Source organism: Winogradskyella sp. HB-48, from assembly GCF_049942685.1.
Taxonomy (GTDB): Bacteria; Bacteroidota; Bacteroidia; order Flavobacteriales; family Flavobacteriaceae; genus Winogradskyella.
The window spans coordinates 1,713,138-1,740,000 of record NZ_CP187934.1; the positions used below are offsets into that span (position 1 = coordinate 1,713,138).

The 26,863-nt window shown below is 33.9% G+C and carries 19 protein-coding genes and 1 rRNA gene (1 of these 20 running past the window's edge); 9 read left to right on the plus strand and 11 right to left on the minus strand.

The features are described 5' to 3' along the window. Positions 1-73: 73 nt before the first annotated feature. The 4 genes from ACPX19_RS07620 to ACPX19_RS07635 all read right to left on the minus strand — a co-directional run bounded on the left by ACPX19_RS07620 (position 74) and on the right by ACPX19_RS07635 (position 5,122). Positions 74-1,054, minus strand: coding sequence for a hypothetical protein (locus ACPX19_RS07620; RefSeq protein WP_426429416.1), 981 nt, complete (start codon positions 1,052-1,054; stop codon positions 74-76). A gap of 145 nt (positions 1,055-1,199) precedes the next feature. Then, the gene (gene lysS / locus ACPX19_RS07625; RefSeq protein WP_426429417.1) at positions 1,200-2,888 is read right to left on the minus strand and encodes a lysine--tRNA ligase; all 1,689 of its coding nucleotides are present in this window, start codon (positions 2,886-2,888) and stop codon (positions 1,200-1,202) included. A 180-nt stretch (positions 2,889-3,068) separates the two neighbouring features. After that, positions 3,069-3,956, minus strand: a complete 888-nt coding sequence (locus ACPX19_RS07630; protein ID WP_426429418.1) for a hypothetical protein — start codon at positions 3,954-3,956, stop codon at positions 3,069-3,071. Positions 3,957-4,066: 110 nt separating this feature from the next. Continuing rightward, positions 4,067-5,122: a response regulator transcription factor gene (locus tag ACPX19_RS07635; protein WP_426429419.1), complete on the minus strand. Its 1,056-nt coding sequence runs from the start codon at positions 5,120-5,122 to the stop codon at positions 4,067-4,069. A 108-nt stretch (positions 5,123-5,230) separates the two neighbouring features. On the opposite strand from ACPX19_RS07635, the gene ACPX19_RS07640 reads away from it, so the two are divergent. The 3 genes from ACPX19_RS07640 to lipB are packed head-to-tail and all read left to right on the plus strand — an operon-like array spanning position 5,231 to position 6,923. Then, positions 5,231-5,389, plus strand: a complete 159-nt coding sequence (locus ACPX19_RS07640) for a YqaE/Pmp3 family membrane protein (RefSeq protein ID WP_426429420.1) — start codon at positions 5,231-5,233, stop codon at positions 5,387-5,389. Positions 5,390-5,428: 39 nt separating this feature from the next. Beyond that, positions 5,429-6,232 carry a hypothetical protein gene (locus ACPX19_RS07645; protein ID WP_426429421.1) on the plus strand — a complete coding sequence of 268 codons (804 nt, stop codon included), beginning with the start codon at positions 5,429-5,431 and terminating at the stop codon, positions 6,230-6,232. Beyond that, positions 6,225-6,923 (plus strand): lipoyl(octanoyl) transferase LipB, encoded by a 699-nt coding sequence (lipB, locus tag ACPX19_RS07650; protein WP_426429422.1) that lies wholly within the window; start codon positions 6,225-6,227, stop codon positions 6,921-6,923. The genes ACPX19_RS07645 and lipB overlap by 8 nt, the downstream gene beginning before the upstream one ends. Here lipB and ACPX19_RS07655 read toward each other — a convergent pair. The 6 genes from ACPX19_RS07655 to ACPX19_RS07680 all read right to left on the minus strand — a co-directional run bounded on the left by ACPX19_RS07655 (position 6,920) and on the right by ACPX19_RS07680 (position 14,431). Continuing rightward, positions 6,920-7,852 carry an ion channel gene (locus tag ACPX19_RS07655; protein WP_426429423.1) on the minus strand — a complete coding sequence of 311 codons (933 nt, stop codon included), beginning with the start codon at positions 7,850-7,852 and terminating at the stop codon, positions 6,920-6,922. The two genes, lipB and ACPX19_RS07655, sit on opposite strands and share 4 nt — an antisense overlap. 130 nt (positions 7,853-7,982) lie before the next feature. After that, positions 7,983-8,615: a hypothetical protein gene (locus ACPX19_RS07660; protein ID WP_426429424.1), complete on the minus strand. Its 633-nt coding sequence runs from the start codon at positions 8,613-8,615 to the stop codon at positions 7,983-7,985. A gap of 32 nt (positions 8,616-8,647) precedes the next feature. After that, the gene (locus ACPX19_RS07665; protein ID WP_426429425.1) at positions 8,648-9,697 is read right to left on the minus strand and encodes a nucleoid-associated protein; all 1,050 of its coding nucleotides are present in this window, start codon (positions 9,695-9,697) and stop codon (positions 8,648-8,650) included. Positions 9,698-9,818: 121 nt separating this feature from the next. After that, on the minus strand, positions 9,819-11,354 hold the full coding sequence (locus ACPX19_RS07670) for an OmpA family protein (protein ID WP_426429426.1): 1,536 nt from the start codon (positions 11,352-11,354) through the stop codon (positions 9,819-9,821). Positions 11,355-11,435: 81 nt separating this feature from the next. Further along, entirely contained in the window at positions 11,436-13,799 is a 2,364-nt protein-coding gene (locus ACPX19_RS07675) for a ribonuclease HII (RefSeq protein ID WP_426429427.1), read from the minus strand. A gap of 29 nt (positions 13,800-13,828) precedes the next feature. After that, complete coding sequence (locus ACPX19_RS07680; protein WP_426429428.1) at positions 13,829-14,431, minus strand: ribonuclease HII; 603 nt, start codon at positions 14,429-14,431, stop codon at positions 13,829-13,831. A gap of 215 nt (positions 14,432-14,646) precedes the next feature. Between ACPX19_RS07680 and ACPX19_RS07685 the strand changes: the two genes are divergently transcribed. From ACPX19_RS07685 to ACPX19_RS07700, 4 genes are all read left to right on the plus strand, one after another. Then, positions 14,647-17,955 carry a SusC/RagA family TonB-linked outer membrane protein gene (locus ACPX19_RS07685; RefSeq protein WP_426429429.1) on the plus strand — a complete coding sequence of 1,103 codons (3,309 nt, stop codon included), beginning with the start codon at positions 14,647-14,649 and terminating at the stop codon, positions 17,953-17,955. Between the two features lie 16 nt (positions 17,956-17,971). After that, positions 17,972-19,468, plus strand: coding sequence for a RagB/SusD family nutrient uptake outer membrane protein (locus ACPX19_RS07690; protein WP_426429430.1), 1,497 nt, complete (start codon positions 17,972-17,974; stop codon positions 19,466-19,468). 15 nt (positions 19,469-19,483) lie between these two features. Continuing rightward, positions 19,484-20,206 carry a hypothetical protein gene (locus ACPX19_RS07695; protein ID WP_426429431.1) on the plus strand — a complete coding sequence of 241 codons (723 nt, stop codon included), beginning with the start codon at positions 19,484-19,486 and terminating at the stop codon, positions 20,204-20,206. A gap of 148 nt (positions 20,207-20,354) precedes the next feature. Beyond that, positions 20,355-22,331: a S8 family serine peptidase gene (locus tag ACPX19_RS07700; RefSeq protein WP_426429432.1), complete on the plus strand. Its 1,977-nt coding sequence runs from the start codon at positions 20,355-20,357 to the stop codon at positions 22,329-22,331. Between the two features lie 118 nt (positions 22,332-22,449). On the opposite strand, the gene ACPX19_RS07705 is transcribed toward ACPX19_RS07700, so the two are convergent. Next, a complete protein-coding gene (locus ACPX19_RS07705) occupies positions 22,450-23,157 on the minus strand; it encodes a DUF4369 domain-containing protein (protein ID WP_426429433.1) in 708 nt (235 codons plus the stop codon). Positions 23,158-23,495: 338 nt separating this feature from the next. Here ACPX19_RS07705 and ACPX19_RS07710 point away from each other — a divergent pair, with 338 nt between their 5' ends. Both ACPX19_RS07710 and ACPX19_RS07715 read left to right on the plus strand, forming a co-directional pair. Continuing rightward, entirely contained in the window at positions 23,496-25,427 is a 1,932-nt protein-coding gene (locus tag ACPX19_RS07710) for a putative porin (protein WP_426429434.1), read from the plus strand. Between the two features lie 426 nt (positions 25,428-25,853). Further along, positions 25,854-26,863: ribosomal RNA gene (locus ACPX19_RS07715) — 16S ribosomal RNA — on the plus strand (it continues 516 nt past the right edge of the window).

The window sequence follows — 26,863 nt, forward strand, 5'->3', positions numbered from 1 at the left end:
TTTCATGAAAATAAGGATTCTGTTAAGAATCTTTCGATTATAAAACCTACTTTATAATTTTTTTAACGCAAGATTAAAGTGTGTCTAGGTAGGCTTGAAGAAGCTCTACGCCTTCTGTATGAACGGTAGTTGTGCCAATAAAAGGCATACTAAATCCTTCATTGTACTCAGAAATTCTTAGAGAAATACTAAACTTTCTTTGCACTATTTGAGAATCTTCAAGAGAAGATTCAAACGCTAAGCGTAGCGTAGATTGAGTGTCACAATCACCACCATCAATATGGCAATGTGCACAGTTGATATCAAAATAAGATCTGGCTCTGCTTTCTAATGAAGCCGAGGTGTCTTCCCAATTCACAACAGAGGAAACTTCTGAACCTCCAAAAACACCAGTTAAGTAGCCACTGTTTACGAATTCATTTAGTTGGTTGATGCCATTGATTTCAAGATTCATATTTCTGAGTTTTGGACCAATGGGTGTTGCATCGTTATAAGTATGGTGACATGTAAAACAATCGGTGTTAGATGGTATTTCGTAATTTACTGAGTTGCTTTCGCCGTCAGCATCAATCCAAGTTACGGGAACTGTACTGCCATTTAAATCTAAAATGGCTTCCGTTTGGTCTGTATTCCATTTATAATCACCAGTTTGCCACTCACCATTAATTTTAATAAGCACGCGTGTTTCTATAATTGTTTTTCCTAAAGTTAAATCGCGTTCATCATTATTGTAGTAAAATGTTTTAGCGATAACCGTATTGTCAGGAAAAATTGGTAAACCATTTCCATCGTATTGCATGGTTGTGCTCTCTGGTAATGCAATCAACCGCTGTTTATGGGCATAATCTGTAAATAATTGCGAATTAAGCTCATACTTAAAAGCACGAGAAGAGATGTTCAAATCACCAAGATTTCCTGTAAACAAATTTAGCTCTGAAAGGTTTGATCTAAACTCTGCAATGACCAAAGGGTCTTGAGCAGGTGTGATATCATCGTCGTTGTTACAGGAAAAAGCTACAATTAGAGTAGCAATTAAAAGTGTGATTTTTTTCATTCTAAAGATCAATGATTGATATGTGTAGGTGTGAAAATAATAAAAAAGCCGAAATCAGCAAGTTATGATGTGAAATGTAAATTGATTTTAAATAAAAAAAGGACTATCATTTGATAATCCCTTTATGCTATATTTAAATAAAATATTAGACCATCTCAACAAACAATCCTTCATCAGTCTTTTCAACTTTGGTTAAGCCATGTTTGCCTAAGCCTTTTATACCTTTATCCCAACCTTTATTGCTTAGACCAGATTGTGCTTTAAGTTCGTTTATATCCATACGATTTTGCTTTTTAAGAATCTCAAAAATCACTTTTTCGTTGTCACTTAAATCTAACTTTTTCTTTTCTGGGCGCATCTGAGGAAAGAATAATACTTCTTGTATACTTTGATTATTAGTTAAGAACATAACTAATCGATCCATGCCTATACCCATGCCTGAAGTTGGTGGCATACCGTATTCTAAAGCTCTTAAGAAATCATAATCAATGGTTCCTGTTGCCTCATCATCACCTTTTTTTGCCAATTCTAACTGATGCTCAAAGCGCTCGCGCTGATCTATGGGGTCATTAAGCTCAGAATAGGCGTTTGCGATTTCCTTACCACAAACCATAAGCTCAAAACGTTCTGTTAACTCAGGATTTTCTCTATGTTCTTTGCATAATGGACTCATTTCTTTTGGATAGTCCGTAATAAACGTTGGCTGTATGTAATTCCCTTCACATTTTTCACCAAAAATCTCATCAATTAGCTTGCCTTTGCCCATGGTATCATCAACCTCAATGCCCAAGTTTTTGGCTGCAACTCTGATTTCAGCTTCAGATTTACCATTGATGTCAAACCCAGTAAATTCTAGAATAGAATCGCGCATGGTAATGCGTTTGTAAGGTGCTTTAAAATTAATTTTATGCTCACCAAAAGTCGCTTCAGTTGTTCCATTAACAGCTATGGCACAATGCTCTAATAACTTCTCGCAGAAATCCATCATCCAGTTGTAATCCTTGTAGGCGACATAGATTTCCATTGCTGTAAACTCGGGATTATGGGTTCTGTCCATGCCTTCATTGCGGAAGTTTTTAGAGAATTCATAGACACCTTCAAATCCACCAACAATTAAACGCTTTAGGTATAATTCGTTAGCAATTCTCATATACAATGGAATATCCAAAGTATTATGATGCGTTACAAAAGGTCTTGCCGCAGCACCACCAGGAATGGGTTGTAAGATTGGCGTTTCAACCTCAAAATAGCCAGCATCATTAAAGAATTGACGCATAGCGTTAAACAGTTTTGTACGCTTTACAAACACATCTTTAACGTGCGGATTTACCGCCAAATCTGCATAACGCTGTCTGTAACGTTGCTCAGGATCTGTAAAGGCATCGTAGGTTTTTCCGTCTTTCTGTTTTGGGATTGGTAAAGGTTTTAGAGCTTTGCTTAGCAATTTAAACTGCTTTACCATTACTGTTTTTTCACCAACTTGGGTGGTAAACAATTCACCTTCTATACCAACAAAATCGCCTAAGTCGATTAATTTCTTAAAAATATCATTGTACAACGATTTGTCTTCTCCTGGGCAAATTTCATCACGATTAAAATACACTTGAATACGTCCTTCGCTATCCTGTAACTGCGCAAAAGAAGCTTTTCCTTGAACATTGATAGCCATAAGACGACCAGCAATAATTACCTGTTTACCGTCTTCGTAATCAGATTTTATCTGTTTAGAAGTGTGTGTCACAGGATATAAATCGGCTGGATAGGGATTAATCCCTAGAGCACGTAGTTTTTCTAACTTTTCTCGTCTTACTAATTCTTGTTCTGAAAGTTGCATTCTTGCTTATTTTAAAAAACGCAAAATTACATTATTTCATAGAATTATATAATGGCTTTTGCTATAACTTCTCGATACAATTTTTCATGATTCAAAATCACTCGAAGTGATATTGATTTAAATAGAAAAGTCAAGTTCAGTTCGAGTGCTGAGCAGAGCGAAGTGTATCTAGAACCAATTCTAATTAGATTTAATAACCTCTAAATTTTGTTTTAGGTCATTATTATCTGGAAATAATTTGATTGCACTTTCTAAAACTTCAACCGCTTTTTCATTTTTTCCTGAAAACCCTAATGTGTTGGCTAAACTCATGTAAGTTCTAGGTTCATTGGAGAATAGTTTAGTATTAAATTTAAAAACGGCTACTGCCTCTTCAATACGATTTGTTGCATATAAAACCCTACCATAAGTATTAAGCTCAAACATGCTACTGACTTTACCTTCAAATTTTTTCAAAAGCTTTTTTTGTTTCTTTTTTAAGCCTTTAATTCCCTTTTTATTTAAAATTTCATCTACAGCAGCCACAATTTGGTAATTGGATTTGTAATTGTTTACTGTGATGATATTCTGAATGTCTTCCTCGAATGTCTTCACAGGATGCTCAACAATTCGGTTGACTTCCTTACCGTTCTTATATAGAATTATGGTAGGAACACGATGAATATTTAAGCCTTTTTCTTCGTGCTCAGGGCTTTGTTTATACATGTTGGGTTCTCTACTTACAGCAATAACGGTCAGTTGCTCCGTAGGGAAATCACAAGTGTCTAAGACTCTGTATAATCTCGGTACTTCCATTTTGCTATCACCACACCAAGTACCCATAAATAATGTGATTGTATAGTTTTTTAATTCTGATGCAATGGTTTTTACGATGTCTGAATTTGGCTTATAGTCATCATAATTTTTGGTAAACCAAGATTTGTAATTTTCGCCTTCTAAACCAGCTTTGTCTATTTTACCAAGAAGGTAAGGGGTATCGGTATTTTCTGTGATTTCTGTGTTGAGGTTTTGGGCGTATAGTTGAAAGGATAAAATTAAAATCAGAATAGTGTTTACTGTTCGTTTCATAGTTTGAAAAATTTTTGATTAATACTTGAAACAAACTTCAAACTTAGAAGCGAAAAATTTTGAAAATTAAGGTTGGAAATCGGTACTAGTACCTAGGTTGAATTTTGTAACTATTTGATAAATAAAGACTTTGCTTCATCTCTAGATTGCACGTCCAACTTTTTGTAGATGTTGTTGGTATGTGTTTTTATGGTGCTTACGCTCAAAAATAAAGATTCGGCAATGTCTTTATTGCTTTTATCCTGAAGCAAATGTTCTAAAACAACTTGTTCTTGTTTGGATAGTCTGGATCTTAAATCTTCAGATTTTGAGTGTTTATTTTTCCAAATTCGATAGAGGAGAAAAAGATTCAGGAAAAAAGAAATTGCAAGTACAGTGTAGAGGTATATGTTAAATGAAGAATTTTTATCCTCTTCAGCTGTTGCCAGCATAAAACGATCAGCCGCTAATTCATTTTTGTATTGTGTAGTGTAAGGTGCGTTGGGATAGGCTGTTTCTAAACGTTCTTTAAGCCCATCATAGTAAGGATTGTTTTTTAAATCTTCAACATAATAACTGTGTAAATAACTACTACGATCTGATAAATACGCATAAATGCCAAGTTCAGCTATGGGCTCGTTTAGGGCTGTACCGTAGTCTTGCAGTGTGGTAAACCATTTTTTATTGTTTAGTTTTCGGTTGGCTTCACTTCTAACTTCACCGTAGGCAAAACGCATATCATTTTTAAGGGAATCTATCTTTAAAAACGCATTGGCCCTAGGGTTGTTAGATTCTACTTTGCAAAATACCTGATTTCCAAAGGAAAAAGGCAACTTTAAAGTGTCAGTATTTTTTGCGATAAAGAGTAATTCTTCGCTATCGCTGCAATAGCCGTTAAAATGGTTGACGTCTTGTTGTGTTTCGGTGCACTTATCCACGTGTATGCGATAGATGCGATTTTCGGCATTGAGCATATCTCCTTTAAACTCAAAGAAACCCGTTTCGTCTGCTGTAGTTTTTGCGATGATTTGCTCAGAATACACACCAGACATTTTACGGTAATCTTCAACTATGGAAAGATATACGGTCTTTTGCCATTCGTTAGGATTGGTGTAACCCGAGAATGAATATTGTGCTTCACAACACCAAGAAAGGATTAAAAATGCTATAATACATCGTAATTGCATAAAACGAATCTACACAATTTTATAAAATTCTAACAGCTTCGCTTAAATAAGTGTAACAATTTTAACAAGATTACGTCCTACTTGTACATCAAATCATCAAACGAAATTATGAGTATCTGGCGTGTTATTTTGGCTATTATTTTTCCACCCTTAGCTGTTGTAGATAAAGGTTGTGGCTCTTTTTTAATCACCTTTTTGTTATGGATATGTGGATGGGTTCCGGGAGTTATCGCAGCTTTGGTCATTCTCAATAATCCTGAACGATAAATCCGTATCTTTGTACTTTACTAAATCAATTCAAAGTACATGAAAAAATTATTTCTACTTATCGTTTTTGCTTGTTTTATAGCAAGCTGTAATGTTACGGAATCTATCATTTTTAATCAGGATGGCTCTGGGGAGTTTTTAGCTACCTATGAAATGGGCGATGCTATAAAAGCTTTTGAAAAATCTATGGGTGGCGATGAGGATAAAGAGAAGAAAGAAGGTGGTGAGATTATGGATACTACGATGGTATTTGCCGACATTATGGAAACCTATAAAGACAGTGTGGCTGCCTTACCAGAAGAAAAGCGTTTAGCAATGGAAGCCGTTAAGGATATGTACATGAGAATGCAGATTAATGAGGATGAAGGGATTATGAATTTTGGAATGGGAATGCAGTTTAAATCTATCGAGGACTTAAAAGATATTAACGAAAAATTTAAGAAAATACAAAGCCTTAATGGCCAAGGAGACCAGTTAGATGCCATAAAAGACAATTCGCCTATAGGTAACTTTATGGGTAGTGAAAATAATGATGTAGCATATAGTTATACCAATACAGATTTTTCTAGAATAACAAGTATAAAAAAGCCAAATGAAGCAACAGACGATGCCATAGATGAACTTTTTGACGAAACTGACGAGAGTAACCAACAGTTTTTAGAGTATTTTAAAGGTTCTTTTTATAATGTAAAATTAACCTTTCCAAAGGCAGTAAAATCTATTGATATTGATGGTGCTGAATTCTCCGATGACAGAAAAACAGTGACTTATAAAACGAATTGGGTAGACTATCTTAAAAACCCAATGTTACTAGATGTGAACGTGAAATTTGTTGATGAATAAAACCGTAAAACTTCAAGATTTAGGCTTAAAGGATTTTAAAGAAACCTGGGATTATCAGGAAACACTTTTTAAAGCCATTTTAGATACTAAAATTAAGAATAGGCGAGAAGATGCAGGCTTAACAACCGATAACCATTTTCTGTTTGTAGAGCATCCGCATGTGTACACTTTGGGCAAAAGTGGAGACTTGTCAAATTTATTGCTTTCAGAAGAACAATTAGCTAAAAAAGGAGCAACGTTTTACAAAATTAATAGAGGTGGTGATATTACCTATCATGGTCCTGGGCAAATTGTAGGCTATCCTATTTTAGATCTTGATAATTTCTTTACTGATATACACAAATACCTCCGTTTTTTAGAGGAAATCATTATTCTTACGTTAGCCGAATATGGTTTAAAAACCGAACGTAGTCCAGGTGAAACAGGTGTTTGGCTGGATGTTGGTACTCCGTTTGCACGAAAAATTTGTGCTATGGGAGTGCGCGCTAGTCGTTGGGTTACTATGCATGGTTTTGCGCTCAATGTTAATGCCGATTTAGGCTATTTTGATAATATTATTCCTTGTGGAATTCGCGGTAAGGCAGTAACGTCTTTAAACAATGAACTTGGTGTAAAAATTGTTGATGAAGAAGCAGTAAAAGAAAAGATTTTAAAGCATTTTAAAACACTTTTTGAGGCTGAGTTTGTTTAATTTAATTCTGCTTTCTCACTTTCATTAATTCTACCAACATCAACAAGTAGTTTTCCATTGTGTCTTTTGGCTGTGTAGACAAATTTTTGTCCCCATTCAATCTCTTCTGGTTTATATGAGGATCTTGAATATACCATTTGTCCAGAGGATTCATCAAAAGCTTTGAGCATGGCAATAAACTCAAAATCCTTTTCAAAATAGTCGTTTTTATTTAGTCCATAAAGCGGACTGTTTTTGTCAATGGGATGTACCACTGTCCACATGGAAGGAAAAAATCTTACGTTGTCTCTTTCTAAATTTAGAATATGAAAATCTCTCAACTCTGAGTTTTCTCGTTTCATGGATACACTAACGTTGATTTCTACATCCAATAATTCGTTTTTTTGAGGGTTAACCAGTCTAAACATAAACCCGTTAATGTCCTGATATGGTGCAATTATAGCTTTTTGACTAAACTTAATTTTGGATATTGGTTTAGAGAATCGTCCATAAAGCAAACCTGTAGCCAATGCAAAAAACAGAAGCCCGAGTAGTGACTCTGTAGCTGCTACAATATTTGCTAATAGACCTAAAGGAGCCACTTGTCCATAACCCAAAGTTGTTATGGTCTGGGCACTGAAAAAGAACGCCTCCATAAACTGCTCAAAAGGTGATGAGCCATGAATACCAGTTAAATGTTCTATTCCAATAAGGCTGTAAATAGTAGCAAAAAGCGTATTGACAAGCAAATACGTTAGGACAACAACCCCAAAGAAATGAGACCATTTCATAGTCACCAAACTATGGAAGAAATTTAAACGCTCAAAGAAGGATATGTTTGTTTTCTCGATGTTAAAACTGCCATCTTTGTTTAGGGCACGATACCCTTGTGAGGACGATTTTTCGCCCAGACCAAAATCTTCAAACTCTTCTTGTTTGTGTTTTGCCATAAGGCACTAAATTAAGAAAAAAAGGATGAACTTTTTTAGACGTTTTTTTGGTTAGAAAGCTCTATTATTACACACATTTAAATTGCTGTTTAAAGCGAAGTTTTTGTAATACTCTAATATGCTTAAAGAATTACTTATTCATCAACTTCGTAGCAGCCCAAACATATTCTTTTGGATATTCCCCTAGATAACTTATGTAATCACCATTTTTAGATATTACTACAAAGCTACCACACGGATAATGATGTTTAAAGAATAGTTTCTCAATTGTGTTCTCGGGATCTTCATACCATTTTATAATGTTCTTGTGTTTTTCTAAACCCTCTGGTGTTTTGTAGATGTACAATGGCTTAACCTGTGCTATTTGATTTATACCATTTTCAAGATCATGTCGCCAGTTTTCAACCCAAAGTTTGCTAGTGAACCCACCTGTACTATTGCATTTATCTTTACCTGGATAATATATTATTACAATCGGTTTGGTTGAGTCCAGCTCACTGTTAACCGTCTCTTTCAATAGTTTTAATAATACTTTTTTATTTGATATTTCACCATAATTTTCTCTTTTAATTAATCTTCTGTGGTTTATAGAATCCCCTTCAATACCTAGATATTCCAATGAAGAAAGCTTCTTTTTAAATTCTACTTTATTTATCTCAACATTTTTATCATCAAAATACCTGTTACTTTTATTTTCAATTTTATAAGTTGAACATGTATATGTTAAAACAAAAATTATTAATGATAAAAAGATTTTTTTCATGTTTTAATCAGTTAAAGTTCTTAAAAATCAACCTAAGCCTCCTCATTAAAAAACACTTTATAATAGTGCATTTTCTTCTCTTCGTCGTAACCACGTTCTAAATATTCAGCAGAAGCATCTGGTGCATCAACATCGAGCTTTATCTGTATGTTAGTGTCTAGCTTTATTTCGGTTTTTATTTTTTGTTTTTGCTTTTTTAGTGCAAGTTCAGAGACATCAAATTGGTTTCTAATGAGCACATTGTTTTCAGCTTCGTAGGTTTTTTTATAGTCTTCAAAAAGCTGTATTTGGTCTTCTTCTTCAAAGACATCTTCTTTAAAGTTTTCAATATTTACGATTTCATTTTCTTTAAAGAAGTCAACTGTTTTAGCCAAGAAATTGCTCTGTTCTTGTCCACCAAAATTAGGTTGCAACACTTCTTTAGAAAACTCCCTGCAAAGCTCAATATAGTTTTTGGTGTGTTGGTTACTATCGTCAGGATATTTAATGTTTAGGAAGCTTTTAATCCAGTATTGGGTGTCGTATGTGTTGTTGTCTACGCTAAACACTATTTTACCCTCCATGTCTGAGGTATTCAGGATTAGACAACCCTTATCCACCTTTTTGACTTGTATGCCTTTTTGTACCAAAATATCATAGTTGCCTTCTTCTAAATAGGTCTGAAAAAACTCAGTTTTATTTTCAATTTTAAAAATGCCAATGGCATCTACAAAAAAGTCTTCGTATTGTATGTTTTCAAAATGACAAACTAATACATCTCCTGTTTTTATTTGAGCTGAATTGCTTTGCTCATACAAATGTGTGACGATGTGTTTAGAGACAGCTACAAAATCGGCTTCCTCTTTAAAAAGTTGGTCAGAATAGGTGTTGATTTCATTAAGACCAACATTGCTATGATGATGAAAACGGTAACTCTCGGCAACGCTTACAAACGGTTTTAGAAGGTAAGGTAGCATAAGGTTGTAAGTAGCTTCGTCAAAATGTACAGCAGCATCTGAAAATGCGTTTTTGGTATCGTTAAACTTGTTGCCAACCTTATGAATAATGCAGTGTTTTATAGAGGCTTTTTGTCGTTTTATCATCGGTAAATAAATAAGAAAATAAGAAGATGCAATACTACAAAAGGTATGGCTTAAAACTAAAGAAAACGCCAAAATAAATTTGGCGTTTTCAAGACTCAGGGACTTCGAGATTTGGTTGCGGTTAAATTTTTACAAACTCTACACGTCTGTTTTGTGCCTTGCCATCTGCTGTACCATTATCTGCTACAGGTTCTGTCTCTCCTTTGCCATCTGTTGTTAGACGATCAGCAGAAATGTTATAAATGTTTACTAAAGCATTTTTTACAGCTTCGGCTCTATCTTTTGAGAGCTTTAAATTAGAATCGTCTGAACCATCAGAATCCGTGTGCCCAATAATGTTGAGTTTAATACTTTCGTCTTGCATTAACACTTGCGAAATTTGTCTTACTATACCAAGCGATTGTGGCTGAATATTAGCAGATCCCGAATCGAATAAAATACCATTGGTTGAAATTTTACCTTCGGACATCAACTTACGTCTTAAATCCACACCACCTTCAGCAACTTTAAGATTTGAAATGAATAATCGGTCTTCACCATCTCTCATACCTAACAAGTTCAATTTAATAGTGTTTAAAACTTTATTTGGCGCGATGAATTGAGGAATGTCGACATACTTTTTTTGATTGACCCAAAGCCTGAAACGTTTTTTATTAACTGCTATGGAAACATGAGGTTTGTTGAGAATAGCTTTTCTTAAATCGGTATTTAAAGCTGAGTTAATTATAGTTTCATTATTAATTCTATTGTGCACTCTAATATCAAAAGCACCATATTGTCCAAGAGGAATTTCTACAGTGGCTCTATTAGCACCATCTTTAAATTCGTTATTATCATCTAAGGTGATATTTAATCTAGCTGTTGAAGATGTTTGGTTATCAACTAAGGCTAATAAGTCGAATTCTATGGTGTACTCTTCCGGAAGCACTTCTTGTAATAACGGAATAAATATTATGCCATAACCGCCTTTTAGTTCAAACCATTTTCCTTCTACATTGCCAACAGTAACTACTTCACCGGTGCCATTAGTATTCCATTTAGAAGGAAAGTCACCAATGAAGTCTTGTGAGAAATCATCAAAGTAAATGAGCTTATCTCCAGGAACAAAATCGAATTTACTGTATATCTCTAAACCATCAGAAACATTTGAAGCAGCTTCCTCAATTTCAACTTCATCATCATTGTCAGAATTACTAATAGTCTCATCATCCGATTCCTCATTGGATTCTGTACTGTCGTCCTCGTCTTCAGTTTCATGTTCTCTTTGACCTAGTAATAGCTCTTTGGCAGTTTTGATGCTATACGATAATGCTTTTTTAGCACGATTCATCTGTAAGGTGGCTTTACCTTGCTTTAAAACTCCAACACCATCTAAATCGTTTATAATATCTGGTGCGCTATCGCTCAGTGCAGACATTTCTTCAAGTGCTTCTTCTAACACATCAATATCATCATCGTCTAGAGACTGGCCAGAAGCTGCATAACCGTCATATTTATAGACTTTGTCATATAAATCAAAAGATTCTTGAACAAAAGAATCTACACTAGTTACGCCAACCCTATTAGTTGGGCGTTTTAGTTTTTTTGTTTGAGTATTAAGGTTAGGAGCGATAAAGAGGATTGTACAAAATGCGAAGGAAATTTTTATGAAATTCATTTTAAGTGATTGATTAATAGTACTCTAAAAATAAGAATAACTATTGATACTTAAAAATGAAATACAAAAATGGTTAATAAGTTAGTGCAGTTTGTAAACAACTATGGTCTTGTCGTCTGCTTGAGTAATAAGCTCTAAACCTTCATCTTTGTCCAATTTTTGCAACTCTGCAGCAGAAGTGCCGAAAACTGGAAAATTTGGAATTGATTTTGCTTGGCTGTCAAATAAATACACTTTTTTAGACTGCAAATCTGTTGTTGTAATATATATTTTATCATTAAGATAATAGATTAGAGGTGCTGTATAGACACCATAGTCTAGATCTACTCTTCGTGATTTTATAAAGAGTTTGTTCTCGTGCATTGAAACCAAAGTCTTGCTTGTTGTAGCTATATTGTGCTTATCGGTTAGATTAAGATCTTTTCGGTTTATTTTTCCACCAGTGTCTATTTGTACAAGCTGACCAAGAGTATTGGATGTGGTAAATTTATTTTGATACAGATAAATTTCATTATCCGAAAAACGAATTTTGTCTTTAACGTCAATTCTTACATTTCCTTGACGGTTTAAAATCTTTAAATTATCCTCTGTAGCAAAAACAATATAATCTTTGCTCCCTATTCTAAAATGCTTAGGTTTAGAGGTGATGCTTTTGTTGTTGTTTTTGTAAGTGAAGCCTTTTATAGCTTTACCTTTAGCATCGAACATCAAAAGATTTTTGCCTTGTGTTACGAGTAGTCTATAGTTTTTTTGTTTGTCGTAATCAAAAACAGATAAAGGTTGGGTAATTTCATCATTAAATTTTCTTGGGAAAGGTGAGACATCATTACCATTTCTGTCTAAAACATATAGTCGGTTTGGAGTAGCAAATGCCAACTGCAATCTCCCGTTTTTATACATGTCTATTTGCTCTATTTTCCCAAGTATTTTTCCTTGAAGCTGTTTTTTCCAGAGTATGTTACCAGAATCAGAAATTAGGTACAATACATTGTTTATGTCTTGTACGGCAATGTAATGCGTGTTATTAATGTGGTTTTCTACAGTTTGAGGTGGTGAAACTATTTGGGTATCCAAAACTGTTGTAAAAGTCTCAGTTACCGAATTTGAAACGCCTCTCCTTTTAAATTCTTCTATAATGCCATTAACATGAGCGTAGTTATCTTCATAAATATATTGTACCACATTAGCATGGTAGTTTTGTGTGTCTGTATTCAAATGTTCAGAAAGCCCTTCGTTGTTTTTGTAGATGAATAAAGAGGAATCGTTGCTTAAATTTTGGCTTATATTTTTAAAAGCTTCTGAATTTGCAACAGTATTATTATTTAACGCATCTGAGAGGATGGATTTTAGGGCTTCAATAGTGTTTGAAAAAATTATAAAATCTTCATATTTTGAAAAATAATTAGCTTCTTCGTAACTAATAATCGGTTTTAACCTCGATTTGAAAAAATCAGTATTTCCAAACTCATAAATATCTATATCTCTATAAGTTTCAAAAATTGACTTATCTTCTATGGTTTCAACAACAAGGTCAGCATCCAAAGAGTGGAGGATAAGAACATTATCAGCAAGAGCAATTTCATTTGTGAAATTTAAAAACGTACGCGTGCTGTCTGGTGTCTTAGAATTGAATTTGTATAAGTTGTTTTTAAAAACTGAGAAGTCATCATAAGATAAGCTCAAAAGGGATTTGGTATTAGCTGGGGCTATATTTAAGCTATATGTTTTTTGAGGCTTGGTGTTTCGGAAACAATCTATTATTTGTGTTATAGAGTCAGTAGAGTTTACAATACCATTATATTGTAAGTTTTTGTTTGAAAAATTCAAATCGAGTAGAGAATAATTATCACTTAGCTCTTCAATAGTTTCAGAAAATAAAAGGTTTGAGTAATTTGATGTTTTTGTTTTAAATACCACTGAAGCAATTGACTTGTTTTCTGAGGTTTCAATCAATTCAATAAATTTGTTGTTTTCATCATTCTTTTTTAAAGTTTTTAAAATATCCAAATTGTTAGAAGCTGCAAATACATTTCTTAAAGTTTTATGGTAAAGTATTGTAGAGTCAATTTGGGTTTTTATAATTTCTGACTCTGAAATTTTTTCAGAAATGTGGTTTGGTATAGAATCGATAACGAAAAGTGTAGAATCGTTTTTGGTTAAGATAAGGTAGTCTGTATTTGATGGATTTAAAAAAGCAACATAAACTTTGTTGGTAGTATTTATGTTTTTAAGTACTTCGGATGTTTCTTTCAACTCCTTATTATATATATAGGATAAAATATTGTGATTTTCTATACTTTGGGTAAAATCATTTAACTCGTTTATAGAAATAACAACTACGGTTTCATTGGGAAGAAATCTATACGGTGAATTTGAAGTGTTATAGTCTTTTTGGCAAGACATTAAAGCGGTAAGTAAAAACAATAAAAATCCAAATTTCTTCATACGTATTGATATTGTACAAATATAAAAAGTTATAAATCTAAACGGTATTGCTCCGTCAATAATCTGAACGATTTTCTATGATATCTGGTTATGCCATATTTTTCTATTGCTGCTCTATGTTCTTTGGTTGGATAGCCTTTGTTTTTTTTCCAATTGTACATAGGGAATTCTTCATGAATTTTTTCCATGTAGAGATCTCTGTAGGTTTTTGCCAAAATTGAAGCGGCGGCTATACTAAGGTATTTGCCATCTCCTTTTATAATGGTTTGATGAGGAATAGATTTATAAGGTTTAAACTTATTTCCATCTACAATAATATAATTAGGGACTATGCTAAGTTGAGATATAGAGCCATGCATGGCTTTTATTGATGCATTTAATATATTGATTGTATCTATTTCATCTTCAAAAATGTGTTGTACACCAAAAGATAAGGACTGTTCTTCAATTATAGGCTTTAACAACATTCTTTTCTTTTCCGAAAGTTGTTTAGAGTCATTTAATATATTGTTGCTGAAGTCTGAAGATAGAATTACTGCAGCAGCAGTAACGGGACCAGCTAAACACCCTCTACCTGCTTCATCTGTCCCGCACTCAAAATTGAAATTAGAGCATCGAATTTTTAAAGTCAAAATGTTAAAATTTGAACAAAGTTAAAATTTTAACGCAACCCTTTTACAGTTTTGGTATCTATGTAATGAGTTTAGCGTCAAAAAACACTAATTAAATTGTAATCATGTTTTGTTGAAGAAAACGCAAAAGCATTAACATTTTTTTGGCAAAAACGCTTGTTTATTTAATATTTAATTAAGATGTTTGCAACTAGACTAACTCAAATAATTGTTTTATGAAATTAAAGTTAACATGGTTATTAACGCTTTTCATGGCGTTCGTGATGCAATTTTCTTTTGCACAAGAAAAAATGGTCACAGGTACAGTTACTACAGAATCGGACGGTTTACCCCTTCCTGGTGCTAGCGTAATTGTAAAGGGTACAACAAAAGGTGCTCAAACTGATTTTGATGGTAAATATACTATCGGAGTCAACACAGGAGATGTTTTAGTTATATCTTACGTTGGTATGGAGCCGGTTGAAGTAACAATAGGCGCATCTAATGTATATGATGTTGTGTTAAAAGAAGGAAACACTCTTGATGAGGTAGTAGTTGTTGGATATAGTACAACTACAAAAAAGGCTTTTGCGGGTACAGCAACTACTGTAGCAACAAAAGACATAGAAAATAAAAACTTTTCTAACGTTACACAATCATTAGCGGGTGAGGCCTCTGGTGTTCAGGTAATTAATACAACTGGTCAACCAGGTACGGTATCTGCTGTAAGAATTAGAGGTTTTGGATCTCTTAGTGGTAACAGAGAGCCTTTGTACATCGTTGACGGTGTTCCTATCACGGCTACACAAACTTTAAATGCCATCAACCCTGCGGACATTCAGAGCACTGTAATTTTAAAAGATGCAACTGCAACAGCAATTTATGGTTCTAGAGGTGCAAACGGTGTGGTATTGATTACTACAAAAACTGGATCTTCTCAAGAAGATTATATCGAAGTTGATGTTAAAACTGGTGTAAACGTTCAGTTGATTGATCGTTACGATATAGTAAGGAATCAAGAAGAATATATTGGTTATGTTTGGGAGGCTACTAGAAATCAACAGATGATTTTAAATGGCTTGAGTATGGCAGACGCAAACGCTTTTGCTAGTGCAAACTTGTTTTCTAATGCACCAACAGGAACAATTCCTGAAAGATACAATATGTGGAATGCTCCTGGTGACCAATTAATAGATCCTGCTACAGGTTTATTTAATTCTGGAATTACTAGAAAATACACTCCTGAAAATTTTCAAGATTTATTAATACGTGATGGTTATCGCCATGAAGCCAATATAAGATTTGGTGGAGGTAATGAAAGAACAAGATACTTTTTGTCAGCAGGTTTTTTAGATGATGAAGGTTATATCAGAAATTCATCTTATAAAAGATATAATACGCGTCTTAATGTGTCTTCTCAGGTTAAGGATTGGTTAAAAGTAGGCGCTAGTCTTACTTATTTATATGCTGAGTCTAGAGATGGTACAACTTTAGGTGGTGCTTCAGCAGCATTTGAATTTATAGACAAAACACCAACGTTATACCCTATATTCGTAAGAGATGCGAACGGAAATAAGGTGGTTGATGAAGTATTAGGTGGTTTTGTGCCAGATTATGGGGCAATTAGTACTCCAGGCTTGCCAGGTAGACCGGCATCTGACGGTGTTAGCCCATATGGTAACATTATCTATGACTTTAATGGGTCAGATAGAAACGAATTTATAGGTAACTTTAATTTAGACTTTACTCTAGCAGAGGGTCTAACTTTTGAGAATGCTTTTAGTTATCAATACAGAGGAAACATTGCTAAAACAATGCAAAACCAATTTTATGGACCTGGTGTTGGTGCTGGTGGTACTTTAGCTCAGACTAATACTACTAACGAAACATTAAACTTATTAAACCTATTAAGATATAAGAAAGAATTTGGAAATCACTCTCTTGAAGTATTAGCTGCTCACGAGTCAAATGATTTCAGTTTCAAATATTTATTTGCTAATAAAGAAACAGCTGCTCTACCTTTTGCATTGGAGTTAAGCCAATATATTGTAAGTCCTGCTCAACCAGGTGGATATGAGGAAGGAAGATCTTTAGAATCGTATTTTGGTCAAGTAAATTATGATTTTGATGACAGATATTACTTCACAGGATCAATTCGTCGAGATGGTTCATCAGTTTTTGCAAATAACAAATGGGATACTTTCTATTCTTTGGGTGGAGCATGGATATTAAGCAATGAGTCTTGGTTAGATGGTAACGACTTCTTAAGATATTTAAAAGTAAAAGCATCTTATGGTTTAGCAGGTGATGAGGCAGGTGTATCTGTTGTTCAGGGTTATTACAGTGGTCTTAACCAGTTTGACGTTAACAACCTAGATGGAGCGTTTTCAATTTCCTTAAGAGGTGATATACAGAATCCAGATTTAACATGGGAGAGAAAGAAACAATACCAAGCAGGTGTAGAATTTACTTTAGGTAATTTTGTTGATGGTAATATCGATTACTATGTTAATGATACAGAAAACCTATTCTTTAACATTCCAAGTACATTATCAACAGGTTCTGCTAATTTACTTTTAAATGATGGTGAATTAAGAAATACTGGTCTTGAATTCGACTTTAACTTCCACTTACTTAGAAAAGAGAATGTTAATGTGGATTTAGCAGTTAATGGTGCACATTACACAAATGAAATGTTAAGACTTTTTGAAAATGCACCTAACGATTTCATTAATTTTGGTAGTCGTGGTTTAGAAGTGGGTAGATCTATTTACGATTTCTATATGAGAGAGTATGCTGGTGTTGACCCAGCAGATGGTTTCCCAATGTGGTACCAATATTATGATGATGCTAATAATAACAATATCTTAGACGCAGGTGAAGAGTTAGTAAATAATGAATTCATCGAAGAAGATGGTAGCGTTACAGGTATTCCTGACCATTCATTAACACCATATTTAAATAGTTTTGGTGAGACTGCTAATATCAAAAGAAGGATAACTAAAAATTATAACGAAGCTACAGAGAAATTTATTGAAGGGAAATCGGTAATACCAGATCTTCAAGGTGGATTCAGATTAAGTGGTAATATCCACAATTTCACTTACGGACTACAGTTTACTTATCAGTTCGGTGGTTGGGCTTATGACAATAACTATAGAGAGTTTTTTGAAAGAGGATTCAATACTGCTAGTGGATCATTACATACAGATATCCGAGATAGATGGCAACAACCTGGTGACATAACTGATGTGCCAAGATTAGCTAATGGTTCTATTGCACAAGAAGTAGGCGAGAGTGATCGTTTCATCATCAAGTCTGATTACTTTGCATTAAACAGCGTTAACATAGGATATAACATCCCTAGTAAGTTTTTAAATAAGTCTGGAATTGATAACATCAATATTTATTTCTCAGCAGATAACTTATTTATAACGACTTCTAGACAAGGATATAATCCAACTGTAAGAGAAGCTGGTTTTACAGCTAGAAATATCTATGCTCCGTTGTCTTCTTTTACTATCGGAACGAGATTTAAATTTTAACTTAAAAAAAAGCGATATGAAAAAAAATGTATTAAAATTAATCGGTATAGGATGCGTCCTATTAGGTTTTCAAAGTTGTAATGACAGCTTCTTAGAAAGAGAACCAAGTCAATTTATTACTGAAAGTCAGTTGTCAGATGCAGCACCTTTAAACCCAGATTTGATTGCGGGATCTATTGATGGTATTTATACTGTTATGTTCACTCAATTCTCTGGTGGTACTACGGGTCATGATGATTTCGGACAAAAGAGTAATGATATTTTTATGGATATGTTATGTAGTGACATGGCATTATCTGGTAGTGTTTATGGATGGTACAGATCCTCTATAACAGAAATGCAAGGTACTCAAGATTTTACTTTTGGAGATAACTTCCAGGTATGGTCTTATTACTACAGACAAATATTGAATGCTAACTTAGCTATGGGTAATTTAGGTGGTCCTCAAGCAGATCCAGAAAGCCCTGATGTAAGAGCTTTATTAGGTCAAGCTTTAGCATCTAGAGCACACTCTTATTTTATGTTGGCTCAGTTATTTCAAGATGATTATGATCCAAACCAACCGATTCTGCCAATTTATAATGAGGCAACTCCTACTCCTCAACCTAAATCAACAGCAGCTGAAGTTTATGCTTTAATTGAGACTGATTTAAATAGAGCTATTGAATTATTGGAAGGTTTCAACAGATCTTCTAAAGCACAGATTAACCAATCTGTTGCAAAAGGTATCTTAGCTTACGCTATTGCTGCGCAAAGAACGAGATGGGATGAGGTTGCTGCGATGGCAAATCAGGCACGTACAGAATCTGGTACCACGTTAATGCCTCCAACCGCTGCTCCTTTTGGAATTTTAGGTGGATTTAATGACGTAAATAACCCAAGTTGGATGTGGGGTGTTGACATTAATGAAAACTCTGGTGTAGGATTAGTATCATGGTGGGGACAAATTGATTATTTCTCTTATAGCTATGCTGCAGTAGGTGATACTAAAGCTATGGATGAAGGTCTATATAATAGTATGAGAATGGATGATATTAGAAGAGACCAATTCTTTGATGGAGCAGGTGGTAACTACTTACAACCATTATTCAAGCAATATGATGTTGATCGCGTTCCTTTTGGTACTTCAACTAATGTAAAAGCAGATTATGTTTACATGAGACATGCTGAAATGATTTTATTAGAAGCTGAGGCTCAGGCAAGACAAGGTTTAGATGGTCCTGCAAGACAAACACTTAAACTTTTAGCTGATAACAGAATCACTGATACATCTTATTTAAATGGATTGAGTGGTCAAGCTCTTATCGATGAGATTTATAAGCAAACTAGACTTGAGCTTTGGGGTGAAGGTAAATCATATTTTGCTATGAAGAGAAATCAAGCAACTATCACTAGAGGTACTAATCATTTATCTTTTGTAGGTGAGAGTATACAACATAGCGATAATAGATTAACTTTTGAGATACCTCAAAGAGAGATTCAAGATAATCCTTTTATCAACGGTCAAAACTAACTAATTCTTTAAAAAATGAACAAATATTTTAAATACCTTTTAATAGCTATGCTCTTTATCGGATTCAGTTGTGAAGACGAGAATGGAGTTGGCACAAGCTCAGACTATGTCACTTTTGAAGCTGATGCATTAGCATTTCAAGTAAATGCTAACAGTACAGATCAAAAAGATATTATGGTCTACACAGGAAATAAAACAGGATCAGATAGAACATTTAACGTTATGGTTAGTGATGATTCAAACTTAACAGCAAGTTATTCTGTTCCTTCATCTGTTACAATTCCTGCAAATTCTAACGTTGGTGTCTTAACTGTGTCAGTTACTGATGATGATACATTAGGTTTTGATGCACAATCACTAATAATTGAATTTGAAGATGGTACAGGAACTTCAATTAGTGGGCCAATAACACTAAATGTTGCAGAATTATGTCCTGGTTCTATAGTTCAATTCAGATTGACATTAGACACTTGGCCAGATGAAACAACATGGGAAATCTATGATTTGTCAGGTACACCTACCGTTATTGCGTCTGGTGGTCCTTACAATAATCCAGCTGACGATTTCGCACAGTTAGTATTTGAGTATTGTTTACTCCCTGGTAACTATGGTGTTGTAGTTTATGACTCTTATGGTGATGGAGGACCAACATTCAGTGTAACTTCATCTAGTGGTGTTCTTGTAGCTGATACAACGGTTGGAGGATCTCAAGCCTCTGCAACTTTTACAATTAATTAAATAGTAATTAATTAAATACTAAAAGACCATCAGAAATGATGGTCTTTTTTTATTAGCTATATTTCTATTATGATTTTTTTAAAATTTCTAATTATGAAAGAAATCAAAATATAAGTATATTGCAAAGAAAATTTCAATACTGATGAAAATGAAGAATTTATTACTTTCTATTGGGCTATTATTGGTTATTAGCTCTTATTCTCAAGATTCAAATCCAAATTTATCTAAAGAGAATCGTCAATTGCTCGTAGAGTTAACCGATCAAGAAAATCAACGTATAGAGAGAGTTAATGCTTATCTTTTATCCCATCCTGAAATAAAAGCAACTTTAGTTAATGATGGGTTTAATTTAATGTATATTTATGATGTTTTTAATGGTAAGCCTATTTACAAATCTACTGACAATTTAAGTGCAGCTAGAGCAACAAAAACTGTACATCTTTGGAACGGAGGTAGCCTTGGTTTAAATTTGGATGGATCTGGTATGACTGTTGGTGTTTGGGATGGAGGTCCTGCAGATAGTGCTCATGTAGAGTTTCAAAATACAAGTGGCACAGGTACTCGTATGACTATAGTAGACAATGTTGTTATAGATGGTGATACTGGCACAAGTTCTCATGGAACACATGTATCTGGAACTATCGCTGCTAAAGGAACAAACCCAAATGCTATTGGTATGGCTTCAAATGTTAGTGTGAAGTCGTATAATTGGACTAATGATGAATCAGAAATGGTAGTTGCAGTAAATGATGCTACCAATCCAATACTTATTTCAAATCATTCATATGGTGTTCCTATCGATCAAGGAGGGGGTAATCAATTAGATGCTTTTTTTATGGGAGCCTACACTCAAGACGCTAGAGACATCGATAATATTGCCCGCAATAATCCTTTATATTTAATTGTTGCATCAGCAGGTAATTCTGGAAATGTGACTTATTCTGGAGGGATGTATCCAGGTTTTGATAAATTAACAACAGATAAAAATGCAAAGAACAATTTAGTTATTGCAAATGCTAATCCTTCCATTACTGAGCAACCTTTATTCAGTGGTAATTATGAGATATTTAACTTAACAATTAATGGTGGTAGTAGTGAGGGGCCAACAGACGACTTCAGAATTAAGCCTGATATCGCTGCTGATGGGACTAATTTGTTATCTACTACGCCAAATAACACATACTCAACCTTCTCAGGTACTTCAATGTCAGCGCCAAATACTTCTGGTACATTAGTTTTATTGCAACAATATTACAATCAATTATATGGTAATTATATGAGATCATCTACATTGAAAGGTTTGGTTTGTCATACTGCAATTGATGACAGCAATATAATTGGTCCAGATCCTATTTTTGGTTGGGGTTTCTTAAATGCGAAAGTGGCAGCTGAGACAATTGCTCAAGCAAATAATTCTGAGGCTGTTGTTGATGAGTTAACATTAGGCCAAGGGGAAACATATACTTTTACTTTTTCTGCACAAGCAGGTGAAAAGTTGTCTGCAACTATTTGTTGGACCGATATGCCAGGTCAGGTTGTTCCTAATGGATCTAATAATGACCAAACACCAAGATTAGTAAACGATTTAGATTTAAGAATTTCAGATGGGACTACAACATATTTGCCTTGGAAACTTAATTTTGATGCAGGAAGTGGGTATTCAAATGCAAAGGCTGATAACACTGTTGATAACATCGAAAGAGTTGATATAGATGTTCCAGTAACAGGTACGTATACTTTAACTGTATCACATAAAGGAACCTTACAAGGCAATGTTGGTGGACCTTTTGATCCACAGAGTCAAGATTTTGCCTTAATAATAACAGGAAATAACCTAACATTAAGTGTAGATGAAAATAATTTGGGCAGAAAATTAACATTACATCCAAATCCGTCTAACGGTGAATTTACAATTAGTTTCGAGCCTAATCTGAATAATTCTAATAATGATGTTAGAGTTGATGTATATGATGTGCAAGGTAGATTAGTTCATAATCAGATATTCAGAAATGAATCATTATTATTCAATGAGACCATTACTTTAAACAATGCAAAGGCAGGTGTTTATATGATTAACATATCTGAAGGTGGCAGAACAAGTTCTCATAAGTTAATAATAAATTAAGTTTTATATTATTCCTTAAAATTGGCTGTTCAAAAAACAAAAGTCCTTTCTCAAAGTAAGAGAGAAAGGACTTTTGTTTGTTTACAATTTTAATTACTTTAATTAAAATCCAATAAATCTATATTTTAGAATTTTTGTGAATCAAAATTAAAGAGTCTAGTTTTTTCTTAACCATAATACCTTTAGGTGTACCTTTTAAATCATCTGATAAATTTTCAAATGCTTCATAAAAACCTTCAATATCAACTTTAGTTTTGTTTGTCTCAAGGTTAATTAGATTGAGACTAAAATAGCTTTTTGGATTTCTTTTGGCATATACTAGGGGAAAGTCTTGCATGGCTAAACTAGACTTTTCAAGTAACTTATGAAGTGAATCTTTTTTCTGTTCATTTGAAAGTCCATATTCCCTGTAAGCAAGAACTATATTTCTACTTTCTTGTCTAATAGAATCCATACCTGCCTGAAAGCTCATAAAATCTTCATTTGATTTTGATCCTGACACTTTTGATAACATAAGATTATTAGTATCAAGATCAATGTTTATTTCACTATTTTCTAACATAAATATTAGTTGACTGCGAGAATCAGAAGTGGATAAGAAATGAATTGTAGGCTCATCGATCTTGCCTTCTATGTTAAATTTCTCATTCATTACGGAAGCACTATCAATCATAAGTTCTCTCCCATCCTTACTTAGAGTTTTTAGATATACAGAAGTGCCATCAGATAATCCTACTGCCGAACCTTTTATACTGTATTTTGTTTTGTCATTGATACAGGAAAAAATAACAATAATAAATAAAGCGAAAATTAATAGTTGTCTCATGATTATATCTAATAATTAATTAAAAATGGAAATTCTAATGAAATAGGTTTTCTCAAAAGATTACGCGATACAAAAATATAATTGTTTGCCTAATTTAATAAATTAAAAAGTAAATTATAAATTTAATTTGAATGAGTAGCTTGTATACTTTTTTCACTTTTTAATATTATAGTTAAAGGGATAACCAATAAGAAACGAAATTGTATTTTAGCAAAAAAATAAGATGCTAATTCTTGTTATACTCAAAGTAAACAATAAATAGTCCTATACCATGTTAATAGTATATGCTTAATCGATTGCATAAAAATATTCTAATTCTTTTTTTATCTTGTTTTGCTATGCAATATCTGTCAGCACAAAGAAAGTTAGATAGATCAACTGCAAAAGTAAATAATGCATTATTCAATGATAGTGATTCAACATCAGTTAAACGCTCGCGTGGATTCAAAAACATTGCTACTATAGATATGTATTTGCAATATAATACTGAAGTAGATACTTCTATTGTTGATACCACTTTAACAATTCAAAAAGATTATAAATTCAATTACTTACAAAAAGATAACTTTGGTTTAATGCCTTTTGCTAATATTGGTCAGACCTATAATTCTCTAACTTTTAATTCAATAAATTATCAAACCAACCCCTTATTTGGGGCAAGAGCTAGGCATTTCAATTATAAAGAAGATGAAGAAACAAAATATTATGAGGTACCTACACCGTGGACAAGACTTACATATAAAACAGCTTTTGAACAAGGGCAGATGCTAGATGCATTTTTCACAGTAAATCTTGCAAAACAATTTAATTTTTCTATCGCATATAAAGGTTTAAGATCACTAGGGAATTATCAAAACGCATTAACAAGTACAGGCAATTTTAGAGTTACGACTAATTATCAAACAAAAAACAGGCGTTATAAGGCAAAAGGGCATATTGTAATGCAAGATTTGCTCAACCAAGAGAATGGTGGAATCAAAGATGAAGATATTGAAAATTTTACATCTGGTGATGAAGAGTTTTTAGATAGATCTATTTTTGATATGAATTTTGAAAATGCAGAAAACATTTTGGAAGGTAAACGGTTCTTCTTAAATCATTCATATGATATTGTTAACAAAAAAGATTCTATCAGTAATAATAGGCTTACTGTAGTAAATGAAGTTTTCTTTGAAGATAAATATTTCCAATTTTATCAAAACGCACCATCAAGCACTTACTTTGGGGATGCATTCACAAGTAGAATTAATGATAAAGTTACACTTGAAGATTTCAAAACAAAGTTTTATGTCGATTATATAAATAATGTTTTAGGTGAAATCAGTTTCGGAATAAACTATACAGATGTTAATTACGGATACAATAGCGTGGTTTTATTTCCAAATGAGTTAATTCCAAATAGAATTAAAGCTAATTATTTAGGATTAGATGCATCATACAATAAAACCATTAAATCAATAAGTTTAAAAAGTAAAGCAAGTTTGAATTTGTCAGACCAGTTTGTAGGAAATTATATTGATGCAGAGCTTGGGTTAAAATTTAATGATAATATTGATATTTCTGGTGGTATCAATATTAGTTCTAAACTTCCAAACTATAATTATTTATTATATCAAAGTGATTATACCAATTATAATTGGTATAATTTAAATGTGTTTAAAAATATCAATACTCAGCAGTTAAGATTCAATATTCAATCTCAAAAACTCTTCAACGGGTCTTTAGATATCTCCAATATAGAGAATTATACTTATTTTAATTTAGAGGAAATCAATAGTGATGGAGTTAGAATAATTAAGCCACAACAGTATAATAGTTCATTACAGTATTTAAGATTAAAAGTTCAAAGAGAGTTTAAGGTAGGCAACTTTGCTTTAGATAATACAATAATGTACCAAAATGTTTTAAGTGATTTAGAAGTGTTAAATGTTCCAACTTTTATAACAAGAAATACGCTTTATTATTCCGATCATATTTTTAAGAAAGCCATGCAGCTACAAACAGGTGTAACATTCAATTATTTCACAGAATATAATATGAACGGGTACGATCCTTTATTGGCAGAATTCTACACTCAGAATTCAACTAAGGTTGGTGGTTTTCCAAGACTAGACTTTTTTATTAATGCAAAAGTAAGGCAAACACGCATTTTCTTTAAAGCAGAACACTTCAATTCTTCTTTTACAGGCTATGATTATTTCTCTGCTCCTAATCATCCTTACAGGGACTTTACAATTCGATTTGGTTTAGTTTGGGACTTTTTCTTATAAAATTTCAAATTAGTTTTTATGATAGATTACTGTATTTCAAATAATTAATATAATTGGAATAAAATTTCACAAATAAATAGCCTAAAAGTATTTGGTGGTAATGAAAAGGGTTTTATATTTGCGGCCCCTAAAGAGGTGCATCGTGCCGGAAAGAGGGGTCGAGTTCATTCCCATATACAGGCACCGAAAAAAAATAAATTATTTTTTTGCAAAGATGTTGTGGGAATAAAAAAAGGGTTTTATATTTGCACCCGCTTAACGAGGAAACGAGTTAAAAAGCGAAGAGAAAAAGTTCATTAACATATTGAATTGACAGCGTAAATACCGACCGGAAACGGTTGGTAATAACAAGAGAATAGATCATTTAGAGTACCGGAGAATTCCTATCGGTTGTTAGAGAAATAAGTCTTAGGACTTAAAGATTTAACGATGAAGAGTTTGATCCTGGCTCAGGATGAACGCTAGCGGCAGGCCTAACACATGCAAGTCGAACGGTAACAGGGAAAAGCTTGCTTTTTCGCTGACGAGTGGCGCACGGGTGCGTAACGCGTATACAATCTGCCTCTTACTGGGGAATAGCCTTTGGAAACGAAGAATAATACCCCATGGAATCCAAATTTCGCATGTTATTTGGATTAAAGCCTCGGCGGTAAGAGATGAGTATGCGTTCTATTAGCTAGATGGTGCGGTAACGGCGCACCATGGCAACGATAGATAGGGGCCCTGAGAGGGGGATCCCCCACACTGGTACTGAGACACGGACCAGACTCCTACGGGAGGCAGCAGTGAGGAATATTGGACAATGGGCGAAAGCCTGATCCAGCCATGCCGCGTGCAGGAAGACTGCCCTATGGGTTGTAAACTGCTTTTATACGGGAAGAAACCCACCTACGTGTAGGTGGCTGACGGTACCGTAAGAATAAGCATCGGCTAACTCCGTGCCAGCAGCCGCGGTAATACGGAGGATGCAAGCGTTATCCGGAATCATTGGGTTTAAAGGGTCCGTAGGTGGATTGGTAAGTCAGAGGTGAAAGCCTGCAGCTCAACTGTAGAACTGCCTTTGATACTGCTAGTCTTGAATTATTGTGAAGTGGTTAGAATATGTAGTGTAGCGGTGAAATGCATAGATATTACATAGAATACCGATTGCGAAGGCAGATCACTAACAATATATTGACACTGATGGACGAAAGCGTGGGGAGCGAACGGGATTAGATACCCCGGTAGTCCACGCCGTAAACGATGGTCACTAGCTGTTCGGACTTCGGTCTGAGTGGCTAAGCGAAAGTGATAAGTGACCCACCTGGGGAGTACGTTCGCAAGAATGAAACTCAAAGGAATTGACGGGGGCCCGCACAAGCGGTGGAGCATGTGGTTTAATTCGATGATACGCGAGGAACCTTACCAGGGCTTAAATGTAGATTGCATTAGTTGGA